Origin of the sequence: Bacteroides sp. GM023 (assembly GCF_014750685.1) — a bacterium.
Taxonomy (GTDB): Bacteria; Bacteroidota; Bacteroidia; order Bacteroidales; family Bacteroidaceae; genus Bacteroides.
Genome location: NZ_JAAXGE010000002.1, coordinates 443,863 through 459,817, shown reverse-complemented (window position 1 = coordinate 459,817; position 15,955 = coordinate 443,863). Strand labels below are relative to the sequence as shown.

The window sequence follows — 15,955 nt, the reverse complement described above, 5'->3', positions numbered from 1 at the left end:
TATAAAAATACTTATTATAATGAAAAAACTAACGATAGTATGGGTAGCATTAATAAGCGTTCTGATGACTGCTTGTTATGACGATTATGAAAAGGACTACGAAAAAAGTGTGGTTTACTTTGCTTCGCAGAAACCTTTGCGCACGCTGGTAGCCGACACGGATATGTCGATTAAAGTGGGCGTTGCCATTGGTGGAAAACGTGAAGTGAATACCGGTGATTGGGCTACATTCGAGATAGATGCGTCTCTGCTCAATGGAACGGGATTGACGCTGATGCCGGAAAGCTACTATCAGCTTGCCAATCCGAACAAAATGGCAATCAGCAACTCGAACCTGGCAATAGCAGATGTGAAAGTTACTTTCTCCGATGCTTTCTATAACGACGACGCTGCTCTGAATACTCATTATGCCATCCCTTTCCGCCTGACAGACCATAATCAGGATGAAGTGAGCACCGACGTGAATGGTGAACTGAAGGATTACAGCATCGTAGTTGTCAAATTCGTCAGCCAGTATCACGGCACTTACTTTGTGAAAGGAAAAGTCACGACCCTGTCTACTCAGCAGGTCACGGAATACAACAATAAGGATCTGAGCCAGAATTTTACCCGTGACTTTGTCTCATTGGGTAGAAATAAAGTGCGCAGACCCGGCTTCGGACAAACACTGGAAAACAACGAATCAGTGAATCTGACAGTAAACTCTGATGGAAGTGTCGGCATTGAAGCCGGCGGAAGTGTCGCTATCACAGATGCCACCGCCACATTGGACCCCGCTGCCGAATCATTGGAGTTTGTAGGTAAACAGCCTAAGTTTACACTTTCTTATAAATACACGAAGAATAGCGTTACTTATCAGGTCGAAGAAGAACTGATTCGTCGTCAGAATCCCGAAGCGGACTTGCGCTTTCAGGAATGGTAGAATAGGTGTTGGTTGATATAGGTCTTTTGGGTGGTCGCCGGTGAATTAGCTTGCAGTATGATGCAACTAATTCCCGGCGATATTTTTTTATTTGTAGCCTTTCTCTAATGGTGATAGTTTTAAAGGGTCATTTAAAGGGTCATTTAAAGGATCATTTAAAGGGTCATCTTCAAACATTGTTGAGTATAAGGAGATTTACCAGTGGCAGTTATTTCGGCAGATTACTTCAACTGTTTAAGAAACTCCGTCGGAGTGAGATTAAACTCTTTCTTAAAGCATTTCGTGAAGTAATTCGGGTCTGATATGCCGACAGCGAACGACGCTTCCGAGACATTCATGCCGTTTAGTAAATGCGTCTTTGCCTCTTTCATCTTGATAGTCCGCATAAATTGGGTGATGGAGCATCCGGTGAGCGATTTCAGCTTCATATGCAGCAGGCTGCGGCTGATACGGAGATGCGCTGTGATTTCCGTTACTCCGAAATCCTCTTTCGTCAGATTCGCCATAATCAATTCAACCAGTTCTTTCATAAATATTTCATCCCGCGGGTTGTTGGTGATTTGCTTGATATTCAGTTCTTCCGCCTGTTTGAAGTGCTCGATGTTCTGTTTCCGGCTCTTTTGGATATTCTGCACCAGCAGTTCCAGGTTCTTGGCGTTGAAAGGTTTGGTGATATACGCATCGGCTCCGCGCAGATACCCTTCCGTGTGGTCGTTCTCGTCCGTCTTGGCAGTCAGGAGAATGACGGGGATATGGCTGGTCATCACTTCCTGCTTGACGTGGGCGGTAAATTCCAGTCCGTCCATGACGGGCATCATTAAGTCCGAAATGATAAGGTCGGGTAGTTGTTTCGCTATCTTCTTGCAGGCTTCCGCTCCGTTGTACGCACGGATAATATCATATTTATCGCTGAATATGCTGGTCAGATAGTCATTCATTTCTTTGTTGTCCTCTACAATCATAATAGACTCCCTGCCAGGGTCTTTCTCCTTATTAGTCAGCTTTTCGGGGATTAGTTCGATGGTTTCCTTGATTCGCTGGTTATACTTCTGTATCTCTTCGGTCGTGATGTTTTCAGAAGAACGTTCATCCGGGGCGTAGGCATTTTCCGATACATTCAGGGTGACGATAAATTCCGAACCCTTGTTGACTTCGCTCTCTACGTGGATTTCACCTTTATGCATATGTATGAGCGAACGGGTGAGCGACAATCCCAGGCCGAAACCTTCCCGGTGGTCGCGCTTCTCTACCTGATAGTAACTTTCGAATATCTGCTCCCGGGCTTTGGGCGGGATTCCCCTGCCGTTGTCCTTCACGGAGATTTGTACGAACGTGCCGTTCTCATTCTTTATCAGTTTGGCGCTTAACCAGACGAATCCGCCGGGCTGCGTATATTTGAATGCGTTTGAGAGCAGGTTATAAAGAATCCGTTCCAGCTTGGACGGAGAGAACCATACCTCTTCTTCGGTTTCTTCCAGGTTGACGATAAAGTCGATTTCCCTTTCTCCGGCCACCATGTCGAAGATATGCGACAATTCCTCCAGGAAATGCATGATATCGCCTTTGCGGACACTGATATGCATCTGCTTCATCTCTATCTTACTGAATGTAAGCAGCTCGTTAATCAGATAATTCATCCGGTTGGCATTGCGGTAGATAACCGTCAGTTTCTCCTTGTCGTTATTGCTGATTTGCGGTTGCTGAATCAGTCGTTGGAGAGGAGACAGGATCAGTGTCAACGGAGTTTTCAGGTCATGGGAGATATAAGTGAAGAAGTTTATTTTCTGTTGGTTCATGTTCTCCATGTTGACTCGCTGTTCATGTTCCGTTTTCAGTCGCATGAGCAGGATGATACGCGTCTTGGTATATCTGTAAGCAGCGTAGATGATTAATAAGGAAATCAGCGCATAGACGAAGTATGCCCACGGCGACAGCCACCAAGGAGGAAGGACTCTGATTGCCAGGTTCTTCTGCCCTTGCTCGTCCCAATGGACTCCGTCCTTACTGGCTTTTATTTTCAAGATATACTTTCCCGACGGTAAGTTGGAGAAACGTACCTGATGCTGATTGCCGACAAACTGCCAGTCTTTGTCGATTCCTTCCATTTTCATGGCGTACTGGGTGTTGTAGGTATATTGGTAGTTCAGTCCTGAGTATTCGAGACGCAGGGACTGGGCTTGCTCGTGCGTCAGGGTGATTTCCGTCAGTTCGGAGATGGACGAGGGGATAGCGGCCTTCTCGTTGTTGGGCGACATATAGTCACTGTTGCTCCATATGCCGGTCAGTGCGATGTTGAAGTGCGGGTTGACGGAACGTACCTGTTCGGGGTAGAAAGAAATCATGCCGTTGATAGTGCCGAAGTAAAGTTCTCCGTCGGGCTTCTTGCAGGCGGATGAGTAGTTGAACTGGTTGATGGGAAGTCCGTCCGCCACCGTGTAGCGGTCTGCCGTTTGCGTTTGGGGATTGATGCGGCAGAGTCCGCTGCCGGTTCCTACCCAAATGTTGTTCATTTCATCTTCGATAATACCTTTGATAGCACTCGAACCCAGTTGGGCTTTGCTGTAAGAGGCGATGATGCTTCCGTTACGGTCGGATACGTAGAGTCCGTCGTTATCGGTTCCTATCCATATCCGTTGATGTGAGTCCGGGTAGATATAGGTCACGTAAAGGTCGGTGTGCGGCAATATCGGGAGCGAGGTTACTTTCAGGGTACGTGTGTTGATTTGGAATATACTGCCTTTTCGCGTACCTGCCCACAATATGCTGTCGTTGAAGACAGCCAGGTTCATCACCCGGAGAGGCGCCACTTTTTCCGGGCGGGCGTTCGCCTTCTTCTTGTCTATCAGGAACAATCCCGAAGGTCCACCATACCAGATATGGTCGTTTTTATCCTCGATGATGCAGAAACCCGAAGAGACTTCGTTGGACAGCAGGTTATAATCGACCGTCCGGTTCGATTGCGGCATATAGTGAAGAGCACCCTTCAGGAACAGTCCTATCCAAAGGCTGTTATCCTTGTCGAGCCATAAAGAGTGTATGTTTTTGGCGTATATCTGCATCTGCTTGTGGAGCCGTTCGGCGCGGGTAATCTCCTTTTTTTCGTTCAGGTAGTTCAATCCGCCGTCTTCGGTGGCGATATACAGTCCGTTGCCCGGGGCATTGATGATTTGGCGTACCGCTTTTCCGCTGAGATGGTTGGAACTGCTTCCGTAGGGATATATTTGGAACTGGTCGGCACCGAATATATAATAATTGACTCCGCCGAAATACGTTCCAACCCACATATTATGGGCTTTGTCCTGATAAAGGCTGTAGATGGGCGAGTCGTTCAGCGCACTTAAATCCCGTTCGGATTGCTCGTAGTGCGCAATCTGCTGGTAGAGCTTGTTGAATACGAAAATGCCGTATTCCGTACCTATCCATATATTACCGGTATAATCCATCGACGCACACCGGAAGTCTTTCACATTGAGATCTTTCGAGAGATTGCACAGTGTGTTGCTTGGGATATGATAGATGAAAAAATCGTTGTTCGTATTGAACAGAAGTTGGTTGGGAGAGATAAGGATGGCGTTGTTACAGCTTGCCGCGAAAGGTTGGAGCAATGCTGGCAGCGGGATAAATTGCTGCTGCTCCAGGCTGTATTTTAATAACCCTTCGTTCGTATTCATCCATAAAGTCTTGTCCCCATCCTCTGCGAAGTACCTGACCTGCGTCTTTCCGTCATTGAATAAATAGGGGACAAACAGGCTGTCCGCTTCGTCGTAGCGGTACAGTCCGTTGCTGCATGCCGCCAGGAGTACCCGTCCGCTGGTATTCAGGAAACAGACATCGTCTTTGGTATTACCTTTAATCTGATAGCGGGTGAAATCCTCCGTCCGGTAGTTGTAACTGCAAATCCCCTGGTCAGTAGATACCCACAGGACATTGCGGAGCGAGTCATTGTACAGGCGGGTGATGAAATCGTGGCAGAGCGAAGTGCTGTCGGCATCATCGTGCGCAAAGAGCGAGATATTATACCCGTCGAACCGGCATAAACCGTTGCGCGTGCCGAACCACATAAAGCCGTGATTGTCCTGCGCGATGGCATTAATCGTACTATGCGGAAGCCCTTCGGCTATACTCAACTGCTTGAAACGTATGTTGTTGTATTGGATTTGCCCTGTGGATATGCTTGCATACAAGAGCATGAGACTGAATAAGAGCACGTTTTTGCGGAGGATGGTTCTCATAGCTTTCTCTGGATTTGATTTCATGACCAAAGATACGTTTTTTTTGTTTCGCACAGTCGTAAGATTGTTCAAACGGGCAGTACATATGTTCAGTTTGTGTCCTGTCGGTTATTTTTTATACATGATTGCAGTTATTAAGCACTATTGTTCTGTTATTCCTGGATATAAAAAGCCACATTTGTAGTGTGAAACTCTAAAAACAAATGCTATGAATCATCCGACATTAAAATCCTTTGCTTTGAGTATCGGTCTGCTTCTCACATTGCCTTTGGCATATGGGAACGGTTTTTCTTCTTCCGGCTCTCCCGACGGAACATTGTATATCAACAAATCAAAGACACATAAAGTAGCCCCTGTGAAGTACGGCTTCCACTATGAGGAAATCGGAATGATGGGAGAAGGCGCCCTGCACGCCGAAATGGTGCGCAACCGCTCGTTTGAGGAAGCCACACCGCCTGCCGGATTATCCATAAAGAACGGGCTTTATGAAAACGTACCCGCTCCCCGCGCAAGGGAAAAGAAAGTATTTGCAGTCGATCCGCTGATAGGATGGACTACTTATCCGCTGTCTTACGCCCCTGTCTTTGTCAGCCGCACGGAGAACGAGCCGATGAGCGAAGAAAATAAATATTCCATGCTGGTCAATGTAACGGGCGACATCGCCAATCACCCCGGAGCAATGATTCTCAACCGCGGATATTATGGAATGAGCCTGAATACCAACGCATCCTACCGCCTGTCTCTGTTTCTGAAAAACAGGAACTACTCGGCTCCGCTGCGCATCTTCCTGGTCGATGAACAGGGAAAAAAGGTCAGCAATATAATCGAACTGAAAGTCGAAGGGCGTGACTGGACGAAATTTACCGGAGAACTGAAACCGGAAAAGAACGTCCAACGGGGAATGCTTGCCATACAACCCGTGACGAAAGGACAATTTCAGATGGATGTTGTCTCCCTGTTCCCTTCCGACACCTGGAACGATGGAAAATCCGTATTCCGCAAAGACATTGTTCAGAACCTGAAAGACTTTTCCCCCAGCTTTATCCGTTTTCCGGGTGGATGCATCGTGCACGGAGTGAACGAAGAAACCATGTATCACTGGAAGAAAACACTGGGACCTATCGAGAACCGCCCGGGACAATGGAGCAAATGGGCGCCCTATTACCGTACCGACGGAATCGGTTATCACGAATTTTATGAACTGTGCGAATATACGGGAGCCGACGCGATGTATGTGCTGCCTACCGGCATGGTTTGCACCGGCTGGGTAAAACAAACCACCCGCTGGAACTTCCAGCAACCCGAAGTGGACTTGGATGCTTATATCCAGGACGCACTGGACGCTATCGAATACGCCATCGGTGACACGAATACCCGATGGGGAGCCGAACGTGCCCGGAACGGGCATCCCGCCCCTTTCCCACTGAAATATGTAGAGATTGGAAATGAAGATTTCGGCCCTGTATATTGGGAACGTTACGAGAAGATTTACCAGGCATTATCCGCCGAATATCCCGACTTGATTTATATTGCCAACAGTATCATCGGCAAAGAGAACAACGACAAGCGGAAAGACATTGCGAACTTCGTCAACCCCAAAAACGTGAAAGTATTCGATGAACATTTTTACCAGTCCATCGAGTGGGCGTGCAAGCAACACTACCGCTTCGACAACTACAAGCGCGGAGTGGCCGACGTATTTATCGGCGAACTGGGAATTGACGGAAAATTCCCTTATAACCTCCTGGCTACCGGAGCAGTCCGCATGTCGATGGAACGCAACGGCGATTTGAATCCTCTCTTTGCCGAACGTCCCGTGATGAGGCACTGGGACTTCCTCGAACACCGCATTTTCCTGCCGATGCTGATTAACGGCGTCGACAGTAGCATAAAGACTTCCTTCTTCTACCTGTCGAAGATGTTCAGGGATAATACGTTCGATGTATGCCTGGACGCATCTATTAAAGATATGGAAGGCTTGCAGAACATCTTCGTTACGATGGGATATGACACCGCCACCAAGCAGTATATCCTGAAACTGATAAACCTGCAAGATAAGAAAGTCACCCTCCGCCCCGAAGTCTCCGGCTTCAAGCGTCCGGTAAAGGCTCACATGACAAGCCTGCTTCTAACCCCGGGTAAGGAGAACATTCCCGACACCCCGAATGAAGTAAAACCCGCGGAAGCCGACACCACGCTGGACTTGAGCCAGCCGTTGGAACTCGAAGCCGCTTCCATGATTGTATATCGTTTTAAATAACAGCCATTATGAGAAATACAGCCTTTTGCCTGACAGGAATAGCCATACAGAGCTTGTCCATGTCATTGATGGCACAAACCGGCAAACCGAATATTGTAGTAATCATGACCGACCAGCAGCGTGCCGACTTATGCGGCAGGGAAGGTTTTCCTCTGGACATCACCCCGTATGTAGACCGGCTGGCACAAGAAAACGTATGGTTCGACAAGGCATACACCGTAGCTCCGGCAAGTTCTCCGGCACGCTGTTCCATGTTCACCGGACGCTTCCCCTCCGCCACCCATGTACGTACGAACCACAATATCCCGGATATTTACTTCAAACAAGACCTGGTAGGAGTCTTGAAAGAAAACGGTTACAAAACGGCTTTGGTCGGCAAGAACCATTCCTACCTGAAACCTGCCGACCTCGACTTTTGGTCTGAATACGGACATTGGGGAAAGAATAAAAAGACCACCGCTGCGGATAAGGAGAGCGCCCGCTTCCTGAATCAGCAGGCGAGGGGGCAATGGCTCGACCCGTCTCCGATTCCTGTGGAGAAACAGCATCCTACGGAGATAGTCAACGACGCATTGGCATGGATTGGGCAGCAGAAAGAGAATCCTTTCTTTGTATGGGTATCTTTCCCCGAACCTCATAATCCCTATCAGGTATGCGAACCTTATTATTCCATGTTCTCACCCGACAAGCTTCCCGCCCTGCGGACTTCCCGCAAAGACCTGTCAAAGAAGGGAGAGAAATATCAAATCCTGGCGGAACTGGAAGACGCGTCCTGCCCGAACCTGGAACAGGACTTGCCCCGTCTCCGTGCCAACTACATCGGGATGATTCGCCTGATAGACGACCAGATAAAGAGACTGATTGAATCACTGAAAGCCAGCGGACAATACGAAAACACCCTCTTCGTAGTACTGTCAGACCACGGCGACTACTGGGGAGAGTACGGATTAATCCGCAAGGGAGCCGGACTTTCGGAAAGCCTGGCACGTATCCCGATGGTATGGGCGGGTTATCAGATAAAGAATCAGTCTGCCCCTATGGACGGTCATGTGTCGATAGCCGACCTTTTCCCGACGTTCTGTTCCGCTATCGGCGCAGAGATTCCGGCAGGAGTGCAGGGACGCAGCTTGTGGCCAATGCTGACCGGGAAGGCGTATCCCAAAGAAGAATTTTCCAGTATCGTCGTGCAGCAAGGCTTCGGCGGAGCCAATGTCGGCCTGGACGCTTCTCTCACCTTCGAGCAGGAAGGCGCGCTGACTCCGGGTAAGATAGCTCACTTTGACGAACTCAACACCTGGACGCAGAGCGGCACCTCGCGTATGATTAGGAAAGACGACTGGAAACTGGTGATGGACAACTACGGTCACGGCGAACTTTATAACCTGAAGAAAGACCCTTCGGAGATTCATAATCTCTTCGGCGAGAAGAAATACATCACTGTCCGGACAGAACTTCTGACGAAGCTGCTGGCATGGGAACTGCGTCTGCAAGACCCGCTGCCCCTTCCTCAAAAGCGGTATCACTTCAAACAGAATCCGTATAATTATCTTCAGCCGGAACAACAAGGAACGAAAAGATAGCGTAAACATAAAAACTGGAATATATGAAATTGATTTTGCGATTAGGATTGATATTGCTTACAGGATTTACTTTTATCTGTACGGCATCAGCGCAGTTATATGGAACGGCGGATACGAACGCTCCGGAACTACGTGTTCCGAAATCTGTAGAACCGGCATTTGACTATTGGATGCGGGACACCTGGGCTATCCTCGGCCCCGACGGATATTATTATATCACAGGAACCACTTCCACCCCCGACCGTTACTTCCCCGGACAGCGGCATTGCTGGGACTGGAACGACGGCTTGTATCTCTGGCGTTCGCAGGACATGAAAACCTGGGAAGCGAGAGGACGGATATGGTCGATGGAGAAAGACGGTACCTGGCAACAGAAGCCGAAAGTGTATAAGGCAGGAGAGAAATATCAGAAGAAGTCTATCAATAACGACCCGATGGACAACCGTTTCCATGCGGTATGGGCACCGGAGATGCATTACATCAAAAGCGTGAAGAACTGGTTTATCGTGGCTTGCATGAATGAGTCGGCAGGCGGACGGGGTTCTTTTATCTTGCGGAGCACCACGGGCAAGCCGGAAGGCCCTTACGAGAACATCGAAGGAAACAAGGACAAAGCCATCTACCCCAACATCGACGGAAGCCTGTTTGAAGATACGGACGGCACGGTATATTTCGTAGGACACAATCATTATATCGCCCGCATGAAACCGGACATGAGCGGATTTGCCGAAGAACTGAAGACACTGAAGGAGAAGAACTTCCGGCCTGAACCGTACGTTGAGGGAGCTTTCATCTTCAAGTATGACAATAAATACCATCTGGTACAGGCGATATGGTCGCATCGCACGGCAGAGGGGGATACGTATGTAGAGAAAAAGGGAGTCACCTCACCCAAGACACGGTATAGCTATGACTGCATCATAGCCACCGCCGACAATGTATATGGCCCGTACAGCGAACGTTACAACGCAATCACAGGCGGCGGACACAACAATCTTTTCCAGGATAAGGATGGAAACTGGTGGGCTACGATGTTCTTCAATCCGCGCGGAGCGCAGGCGGCGGAGTACAAAGTGACGTGCCGTCCCGGATTGATTCCGATGCTGTATGAGAATGGTAAATTCAAACCCAATTTTAATTATAAGACAAAATGAAAACTTCCTTATTGATAGCAGGCGGCTTGGCACTGGGCGCGATGGCTCATGCCCAGGAGAAACCGAATATTATAGTCATACTGGCAGACGACCTGGGTTTCTCCGACCTCGGCTGCTTCGGCGGTGAGATTCATACGCCGGTACTCGATAAACTGGCAAAGAACGGCGTCCGTATGACGCAGATGTATAACAGTGCACGCAGTTGCCCGTCCCGTGCCAACTTGCTGACGGGGCTTTACCCGCATCAGACGGGGCTGGGACATATGGACGGCAGTCATCCTGCATGGCCGAAAGGCTATTCCGGCTTCCGTTCCGATTCGGACAATGTCACGATTGCGGAAGTGCTGAAAGAGGCCGGTTACTTCACGGCTATGTCCGGAAAGTGGCATTTGGGGAATAAGTCGAATCCGATTCATAGAGGTTTTCAGGAGTACTACGGACTCTTGGGCGGCTTCAACTCCTTTTGGAATCCGGCGGTATATACCCGTTTGCCGAAAGACCGCACACCGAGACAGTACGAAGAAGGAACATTCTACGCTACGAACGTGATAACGGACTATGCGATTGACTTCATAGACCAGGCTCATCAGGAGAAGAAACCCTTATTTCTGTATCTGGCATACAATGCCCCCCACTTCCCGTTGCATGCGCCTAAAGAGGTGACGGATAAGTATATGTCTGTCTATATGCAGGGCTGGGACAAGATTCGTGACGAACGCTGGAAGCGGATTGTCGACCTGAAACTTCTGCAAGGAAAGCCGGAACTCAGCCCCCGTGGTGTCATTCCCGAAAGTCTCTTTGAGGATGAAACACATCCGCTGCCCGCATGGGACTCGCTGACAAAGGCGCAGCAGACCGACCTGGCACGCCGTATGTCTATTTTTGCCGCTATGGTGGATATCATGGATATGAACATCGGCCGCGTAGTCGATGAGCTGGAGAAAAACGGAGAATTGGACAATACATTTATCATGTTCATGTCCGATAACGGAGCTTGTGCCGAATGGCACGAATTTGGCTTCGACAAGCAGACCGGAACCGAATATCACACGCATACAGGCGAAGAACTCGACCAAATGGGGTTGCCGGGCACGTATCATCATTACGGAACGGGTTGGGCAAACGTTGGTTGCACACCTTTCTCGCTGTATAAACATTATGCACATGAAGGCGGTATCTCTACTCCGTGCATCGTCTCCTGGGGCAACCATATAAAGAACAAAGGCAGGATAGACCACCAGCCTGCGCAATTCTCCGACATCATGTCCACTTGCGTGGAACTGGCGGGAGCTGCTTACCCGAAGGAATATCAGGGAAGAACCATTCTCCCTACACCGGGAAAATCCATCCTTCCCATTGTGAAAGGAAAGAAGATGCCCGAAAGATATGTCTATGCCGAGCACGAAGGCAACCGCATGGTGCGCAAGGGCGACTGGAAACTGGTTTCCGCCAACTTCAAAGGGGACGAATGGGAATTGTACAATATCAGGCAAGACCGCACCGAGCAGCACAACCTGATTGACAAGCATCCCGCTATGGCTAAAGAACTGGAAGCCGCCTACTTCGAATGGGCGGACAAGAGCGATGTCCTGTATTTCCAAAAGATGTGGAACACGTACAATAAGAATCGACGGAAAGATTTTAAAGAATATAAAACCCGCTAATGCTTATGGATAAGAGAATCTTACTTACTTTGGCCTTAGGTGCCATGTCGCAGGTGTTTACCCATGCATGGGAACCCAAAGGAGATAAAATAAAAACAGTGTGGGCTGAACAGGTGACGCCCGATAATGTGTGGCAGAGCTATCCCAGACCACAGTTGCAGCGTGCGGAATGGCTCAACCTGAACGGATTGTGGAAATATGCCGTGACGGATAAGGAAGCCACCCGCAAGAGTGTTTCTTTCGACGGGGAAATCCTTGTGCCGTTTGCGATAGAATCGTCTTTGTCGGGCGTGCACAGAACTTTCCTTCCTTCGGACAAACTATGGTATCAGCGCGAGTTCACACCGGATGCTTCCTGGAAGAACAAATTGACTATCCTGCATTTCGGTGCGGTGGATTATGAATGTCAGGTATGGGTGAATAACCGCCTGGTCGGTACTCATAAAGGCGGTAATAATCCGTTTTCGTTCGATATTACCAACTATCTGAAGAAGAGCGGCGCGCAAACCATCGAAGTAGCGGTCACCGACCCTACGGATACGGAATCCATTTCCCGTGGCAAGCAGCAACTCAACCAGGAAGGTATTTGGTACACTCCCGTATCGGGTATATGGCAGACGGTTTGGCTGGAAGCGGTGGATAAGACGTATATCCGCCAGGTACTCCCTTTGGCAGATATTGAAAAGAAATCCGTCAAACTGGATTTTGACGTGGCGGGAGCTAAAGGCAGTGAAGAAGTGAAGATAGAAGTACTGGATGAGGGGAAAGTCATCAAGACGGTAGAACGGAAATTGCGTGATGTTGTCGAGATAGACGTTCCGAATGCTGTTTTATGGTCGCCGGAATCTCCGAAACTTTATCATATGAACATTATCCTATCCGATAAAGGGCGTGTACTGGACAACGTAAAGAGTTATTTCACCTTACGAAAAGTGGATATTCGTCAGGATGCCTGCGGATATAACCGCATCTGTTTGAATAACGAGCCTGTTTTCCAGTATGGCCCGCTCGACCAGGGTTGGTGGCCGGACGGGTTGTTGACTCCTCCTTCCGAAGAAGCGATGTTGTGGGATATGGTGCAGTTGAAGAAGATGGGATTCAATATGATTCGCAAGCATATCAAGATAGAACCGGAGCAGTATTATTACTACGCCGATTCGCTCGGACTGATGATGTGGCAAGACATGGTTTCCGGTTTTGCTACGTCGAGAAAGAAAGAGGAGCACGTGACTCCGCTTGCTGCCACGGACTGGAACGCTCCCGAAGAACATAGCCGCCAATGGCAAAAAGAGATGTTCGAGATGATAGACCGTCTGCGTTTCTATTCTTGTATTACTACTTGGGTAGTGTTCAATGAAGGATGGGGACAGCACAATACGGTGGAAATTGTAAATAAGGTGATAAAGTACGATGATTCACGTCTGATAAACGGAGTTACCGGCTGGACGGACAGGGGGGTCGGCGATATGTACGATGTGCACAATTATCCGGTCACTTCGATGATTCTGCCGGAGAACAACGGTAACCGCATTTCCGTTTTGGGAGAGTTCGGTGGTTATGGATGGGCGATAAACGAGCATATATGGAATCCGAACATGAGAAACTGGGGATACAAGAATATAGACGGTGCAATGGCTCTTATCGACAGCTACGGTCGCCTGGTATATGACTTGGAAACACTGATTGCCCAGGGATTGAGCGCGGCAGTCTATACGCAGACCACCGATGTGGAAGGCGAAGTGAACGGCTTGATTACCTACGACCGCAAAATTACCAAAATACCGGAAGGCTTATTACATCTGATGCACAACCGTTTGTATGAAATCAATCCCGTGAAAGCGGTTACCCTGATTGCAGACAGTCAGAACGGAAGCAAGAACACCCGCCTTGTCAGCGTGAATGGTCAGGAACTGAAAATGACTTCCTTACCTTTCGAGTGTCCCCCTCGTTCCACCATAGTATCCGAAGCTACTTTTAATGTGGATAAGGATTTCAACCACTTGTCTTTATGGCTGAATATTACCGGAGAAGCAAAGGTTTGGCTGAACGGCGTAGAGGTTTTTGCGCAGGAAGCCAAGCAGACCAGGCAATATAATCAATACAATATCAGCGATTACAGCCGCTATCTGCGAAAAGGCAGTAACCTGTTGAAGATTGAAGTGCAGGATACCAAGAAGATGAGATTCGATTATGGATTGAGAGCTTATTAGTCAGACTCGTTTTTCACTTTATTAGTTCTACCATAAAGTTGAAAAACAAAAAGTATCTGCCACCTTACACTAATGCCACTGTATTGCGTTGAAATATAGTGCATTAATAGGGTGGCAGATACCTGTGTAAGATGGTGGCAGATAAAAGTATCTGCCACTGTGTAGTTTCAAGCTGTTTCAATAGGATGAAACATTTTGTTTCAACGCTTGAAACACTTTGTTTCACGGTGAGGAACACTTTGTTTCAAGGCATGAAACTGTTTGTTTCAAGGTAGGAAACAAATAGTTTGCCTACATCTCCTCTTTGACTTCCCTACAGGTGGCATTATTTATCTATCAACTCTATTCTATATTTTCAGTAGTTACCGTCAAGTATTTGCTAGATAGCTCCGTTTTGTATCCAACTATCTCCGTTTTGTTTAGTTACCTATTTAATGAAGACTTGTACTTTTGCTTATTATTAAGCCTAAATAGGACAGATATGGAAAATAAAATCATTCTCATTACCGGAGCATCAGATGGCATCGGAAAAGAAACTGCCAAAGCATTGGCAAAGCGAGGGCATATAATCATTATGCACGGTCGCAATCCGCAAAAAACAAAATCCGCATGCGAAGAGGTCAAAGCGGAATCGGGCAACGATAAAATTGAATATCTGACAGCCGATTTTCTGTCGCTTGCCGAAGTCCGCAATTTCGCTGACAAAATAAAGCAGAAATACGACCGTTTGGACGTGCTTGTAAATAATGCAGGGGCACAGTTTACAGGAAAAAGGGAAACGACTGTTGAGGGACACGAAAAAACAATGACAATCAATGTTTTTGCACCGATGCTCTTGACAATACTTCTGCTGTCCCTGTTGAGGAAAAGCCAGTCTGCACGCGTGGTTACCGTTGCTTCGGCTGCGCATAAAATGGCAGGTAAACCTGACCTGAACGATATCGAGTTGAATAATAACTATTCTATGGGTAAGTCATACGGCTTGTCGAAGCTTTATGTAATTTGGATAATGCGACACTTTGTGACTGAAATGAAAAAGGCAGGCATCAATAATATCACATTCAATACGGTACACCCTGCATCGGCAACATCAAATCTCGGTCGGGAATCCACAAAATCATTGGGGACAAAGATTATTTATTTCCTTTGGAAGCCCCTTATGAAAACAGCCGCACAGGGAGCCGCCAGCAGTATCTATGCGGCAACCTTTCCCGAATTGGAGGGTGTCACGGGTAAATATTACGGACTCAAAGGAGAGGAAAAGCCTAGTGAAAAGTATTATTCGCCGGAAAATGAACAGATAGTTTGGAATTACAGTATGAACCTCATAAAACCGTACTTATGAAAATAGCATTTTTTAGTCTGCTTGCCTTGATAATACTTGCAACGGGCGTTTTCGCACCGAGAATTATCAAAGACATACAAAAGAAACAGAATTATGCAAATACCTATGCGATACAAAATGTAGGAACGGATAAATGTCTCCGCCCATATAACGCCGGAAATGGCGATGGCACAAAGATTATCTCATACAGTCATAATAATTGGGAGTGCCTGACGTGGCAGATGATTGAATTGGATAAGGATGCATATCTGCTCAAAAACCTCTATACTCAAAAAACTTTCGAACCGTCAGCGACGCCCGAATCGGGTATGGGTTTATGGCAACAAACATTAGGCGGCAGTCGTTTACAATATTGGGAGTTTATCAAACGATCGGATGAAACTTATCTGATACGTTTAAAAGATACTGAGCTATATCTTACCACCACTTCTGACGAAAATAATTCAGATATAATTCTTATGCCCCGGCAGGATTCTAACAATCAGCAGTGGAGGTTGATACGGCAAACCCCTATTATTTAGTGTGATATTTATGGAATAATAAAATATACTATATTTGTGAATGTCAAACGAATAAATGATTTAGATA

General features: G+C 47.6%; 9 protein-coding genes. 8 read left to right on the top strand and 1 reads right to left on the bottom strand.

From position 1 onward, the window contains the following. The first annotated feature begins 19 nt into the window (after positions 1 to 19). The gene (locus HC965_RS04375) at positions 20 to 922 is read left to right on the top strand and encodes a DUF1735 domain-containing protein (RefSeq protein ID WP_191030310.1); all 903 of its coding nucleotides are present in this window, start codon (positions 20 to 22) and stop codon (positions 920 to 922) included. 221 nt (positions 923 to 1,143) lie between these two features. Here the strand turns inward: HC965_RS04375 and HC965_RS04370 are convergent, their stop codons facing one another. Then, positions 1,144 to 5,154, bottom strand: coding sequence for a two-component regulator propeller domain-containing protein (locus tag HC965_RS04370; RefSeq protein WP_191030722.1), 4,011 nt, complete (start codon positions 5,152 to 5,154; stop codon positions 1,144 to 1,146). Between the two features lie 208 nt (positions 5,155 to 5,362). On the opposite strand from HC965_RS04370, the gene HC965_RS04365 reads away from it, so the two are divergent. The 7 genes from HC965_RS04365 to HC965_RS04335 all read left to right on the top strand — a co-directional run bounded on the left by HC965_RS04365 (position 5,363) and on the right by HC965_RS04335 (position 15,888). Then, a complete protein-coding gene (locus tag HC965_RS04365) occupies positions 5,363 to 7,414 on the top strand; it encodes an alpha-L-arabinofuranosidase C-terminal domain-containing protein (protein WP_191030309.1) in 2,052 nt (683 codons plus the stop codon). Between the two features lie 8 nt (positions 7,415 to 7,422). Next, the gene (locus tag HC965_RS04360; RefSeq protein WP_191030308.1) at positions 7,423 to 8,994 is read left to right on the top strand and encodes a sulfatase; all 1,572 of its coding nucleotides are present in this window, start codon (positions 7,423 to 7,425) and stop codon (positions 8,992 to 8,994) included. 23 nt (positions 8,995 to 9,017) lie between these two features. Next, entirely contained in the window at positions 9,018 to 10,148 is a 1,131-nt protein-coding gene (locus HC965_RS04355) for a family 43 glycosylhydrolase (protein WP_191030307.1), read from the top strand. Next, on the top strand, positions 10,145 to 11,812 hold the full coding sequence (locus tag HC965_RS04350; RefSeq protein WP_191030306.1) for an arylsulfatase: 1,668 nt from the start codon (positions 10,145 to 10,147) through the stop codon (positions 11,810 to 11,812). The genes HC965_RS04355 and HC965_RS04350 overlap by 4 nt, the downstream gene beginning before the upstream one ends. A gap of 5 nt (positions 11,813 to 11,817) precedes the next feature. After that, positions 11,818 to 14,022: a glycoside hydrolase family 2 protein gene (locus HC965_RS04345; protein ID WP_191030305.1), complete on the top strand. Its 2,205-nt coding sequence runs from the start codon at positions 11,818 to 11,820 to the stop codon at positions 14,020 to 14,022. 481 nt (positions 14,023 to 14,503) lie between these two features. Continuing rightward, positions 14,504 to 15,367 (top strand): SDR family NAD(P)-dependent oxidoreductase, encoded by an 864-nt coding sequence (locus HC965_RS04340; protein ID WP_191030304.1) that lies wholly within the window; start codon positions 14,504 to 14,506, stop codon positions 15,365 to 15,367. Then, positions 15,364 to 15,888: an RICIN domain-containing protein gene (locus HC965_RS04335; protein WP_191030303.1), complete on the top strand. Its 525-nt coding sequence runs from the start codon at positions 15,364 to 15,366 to the stop codon at positions 15,886 to 15,888. Before HC965_RS04340 ends, HC965_RS04335 begins: the two co-directional genes overlap by 4 nt. The last annotated feature ends 67 nt before the right edge of the window (positions 15,889 to 15,955 follow it).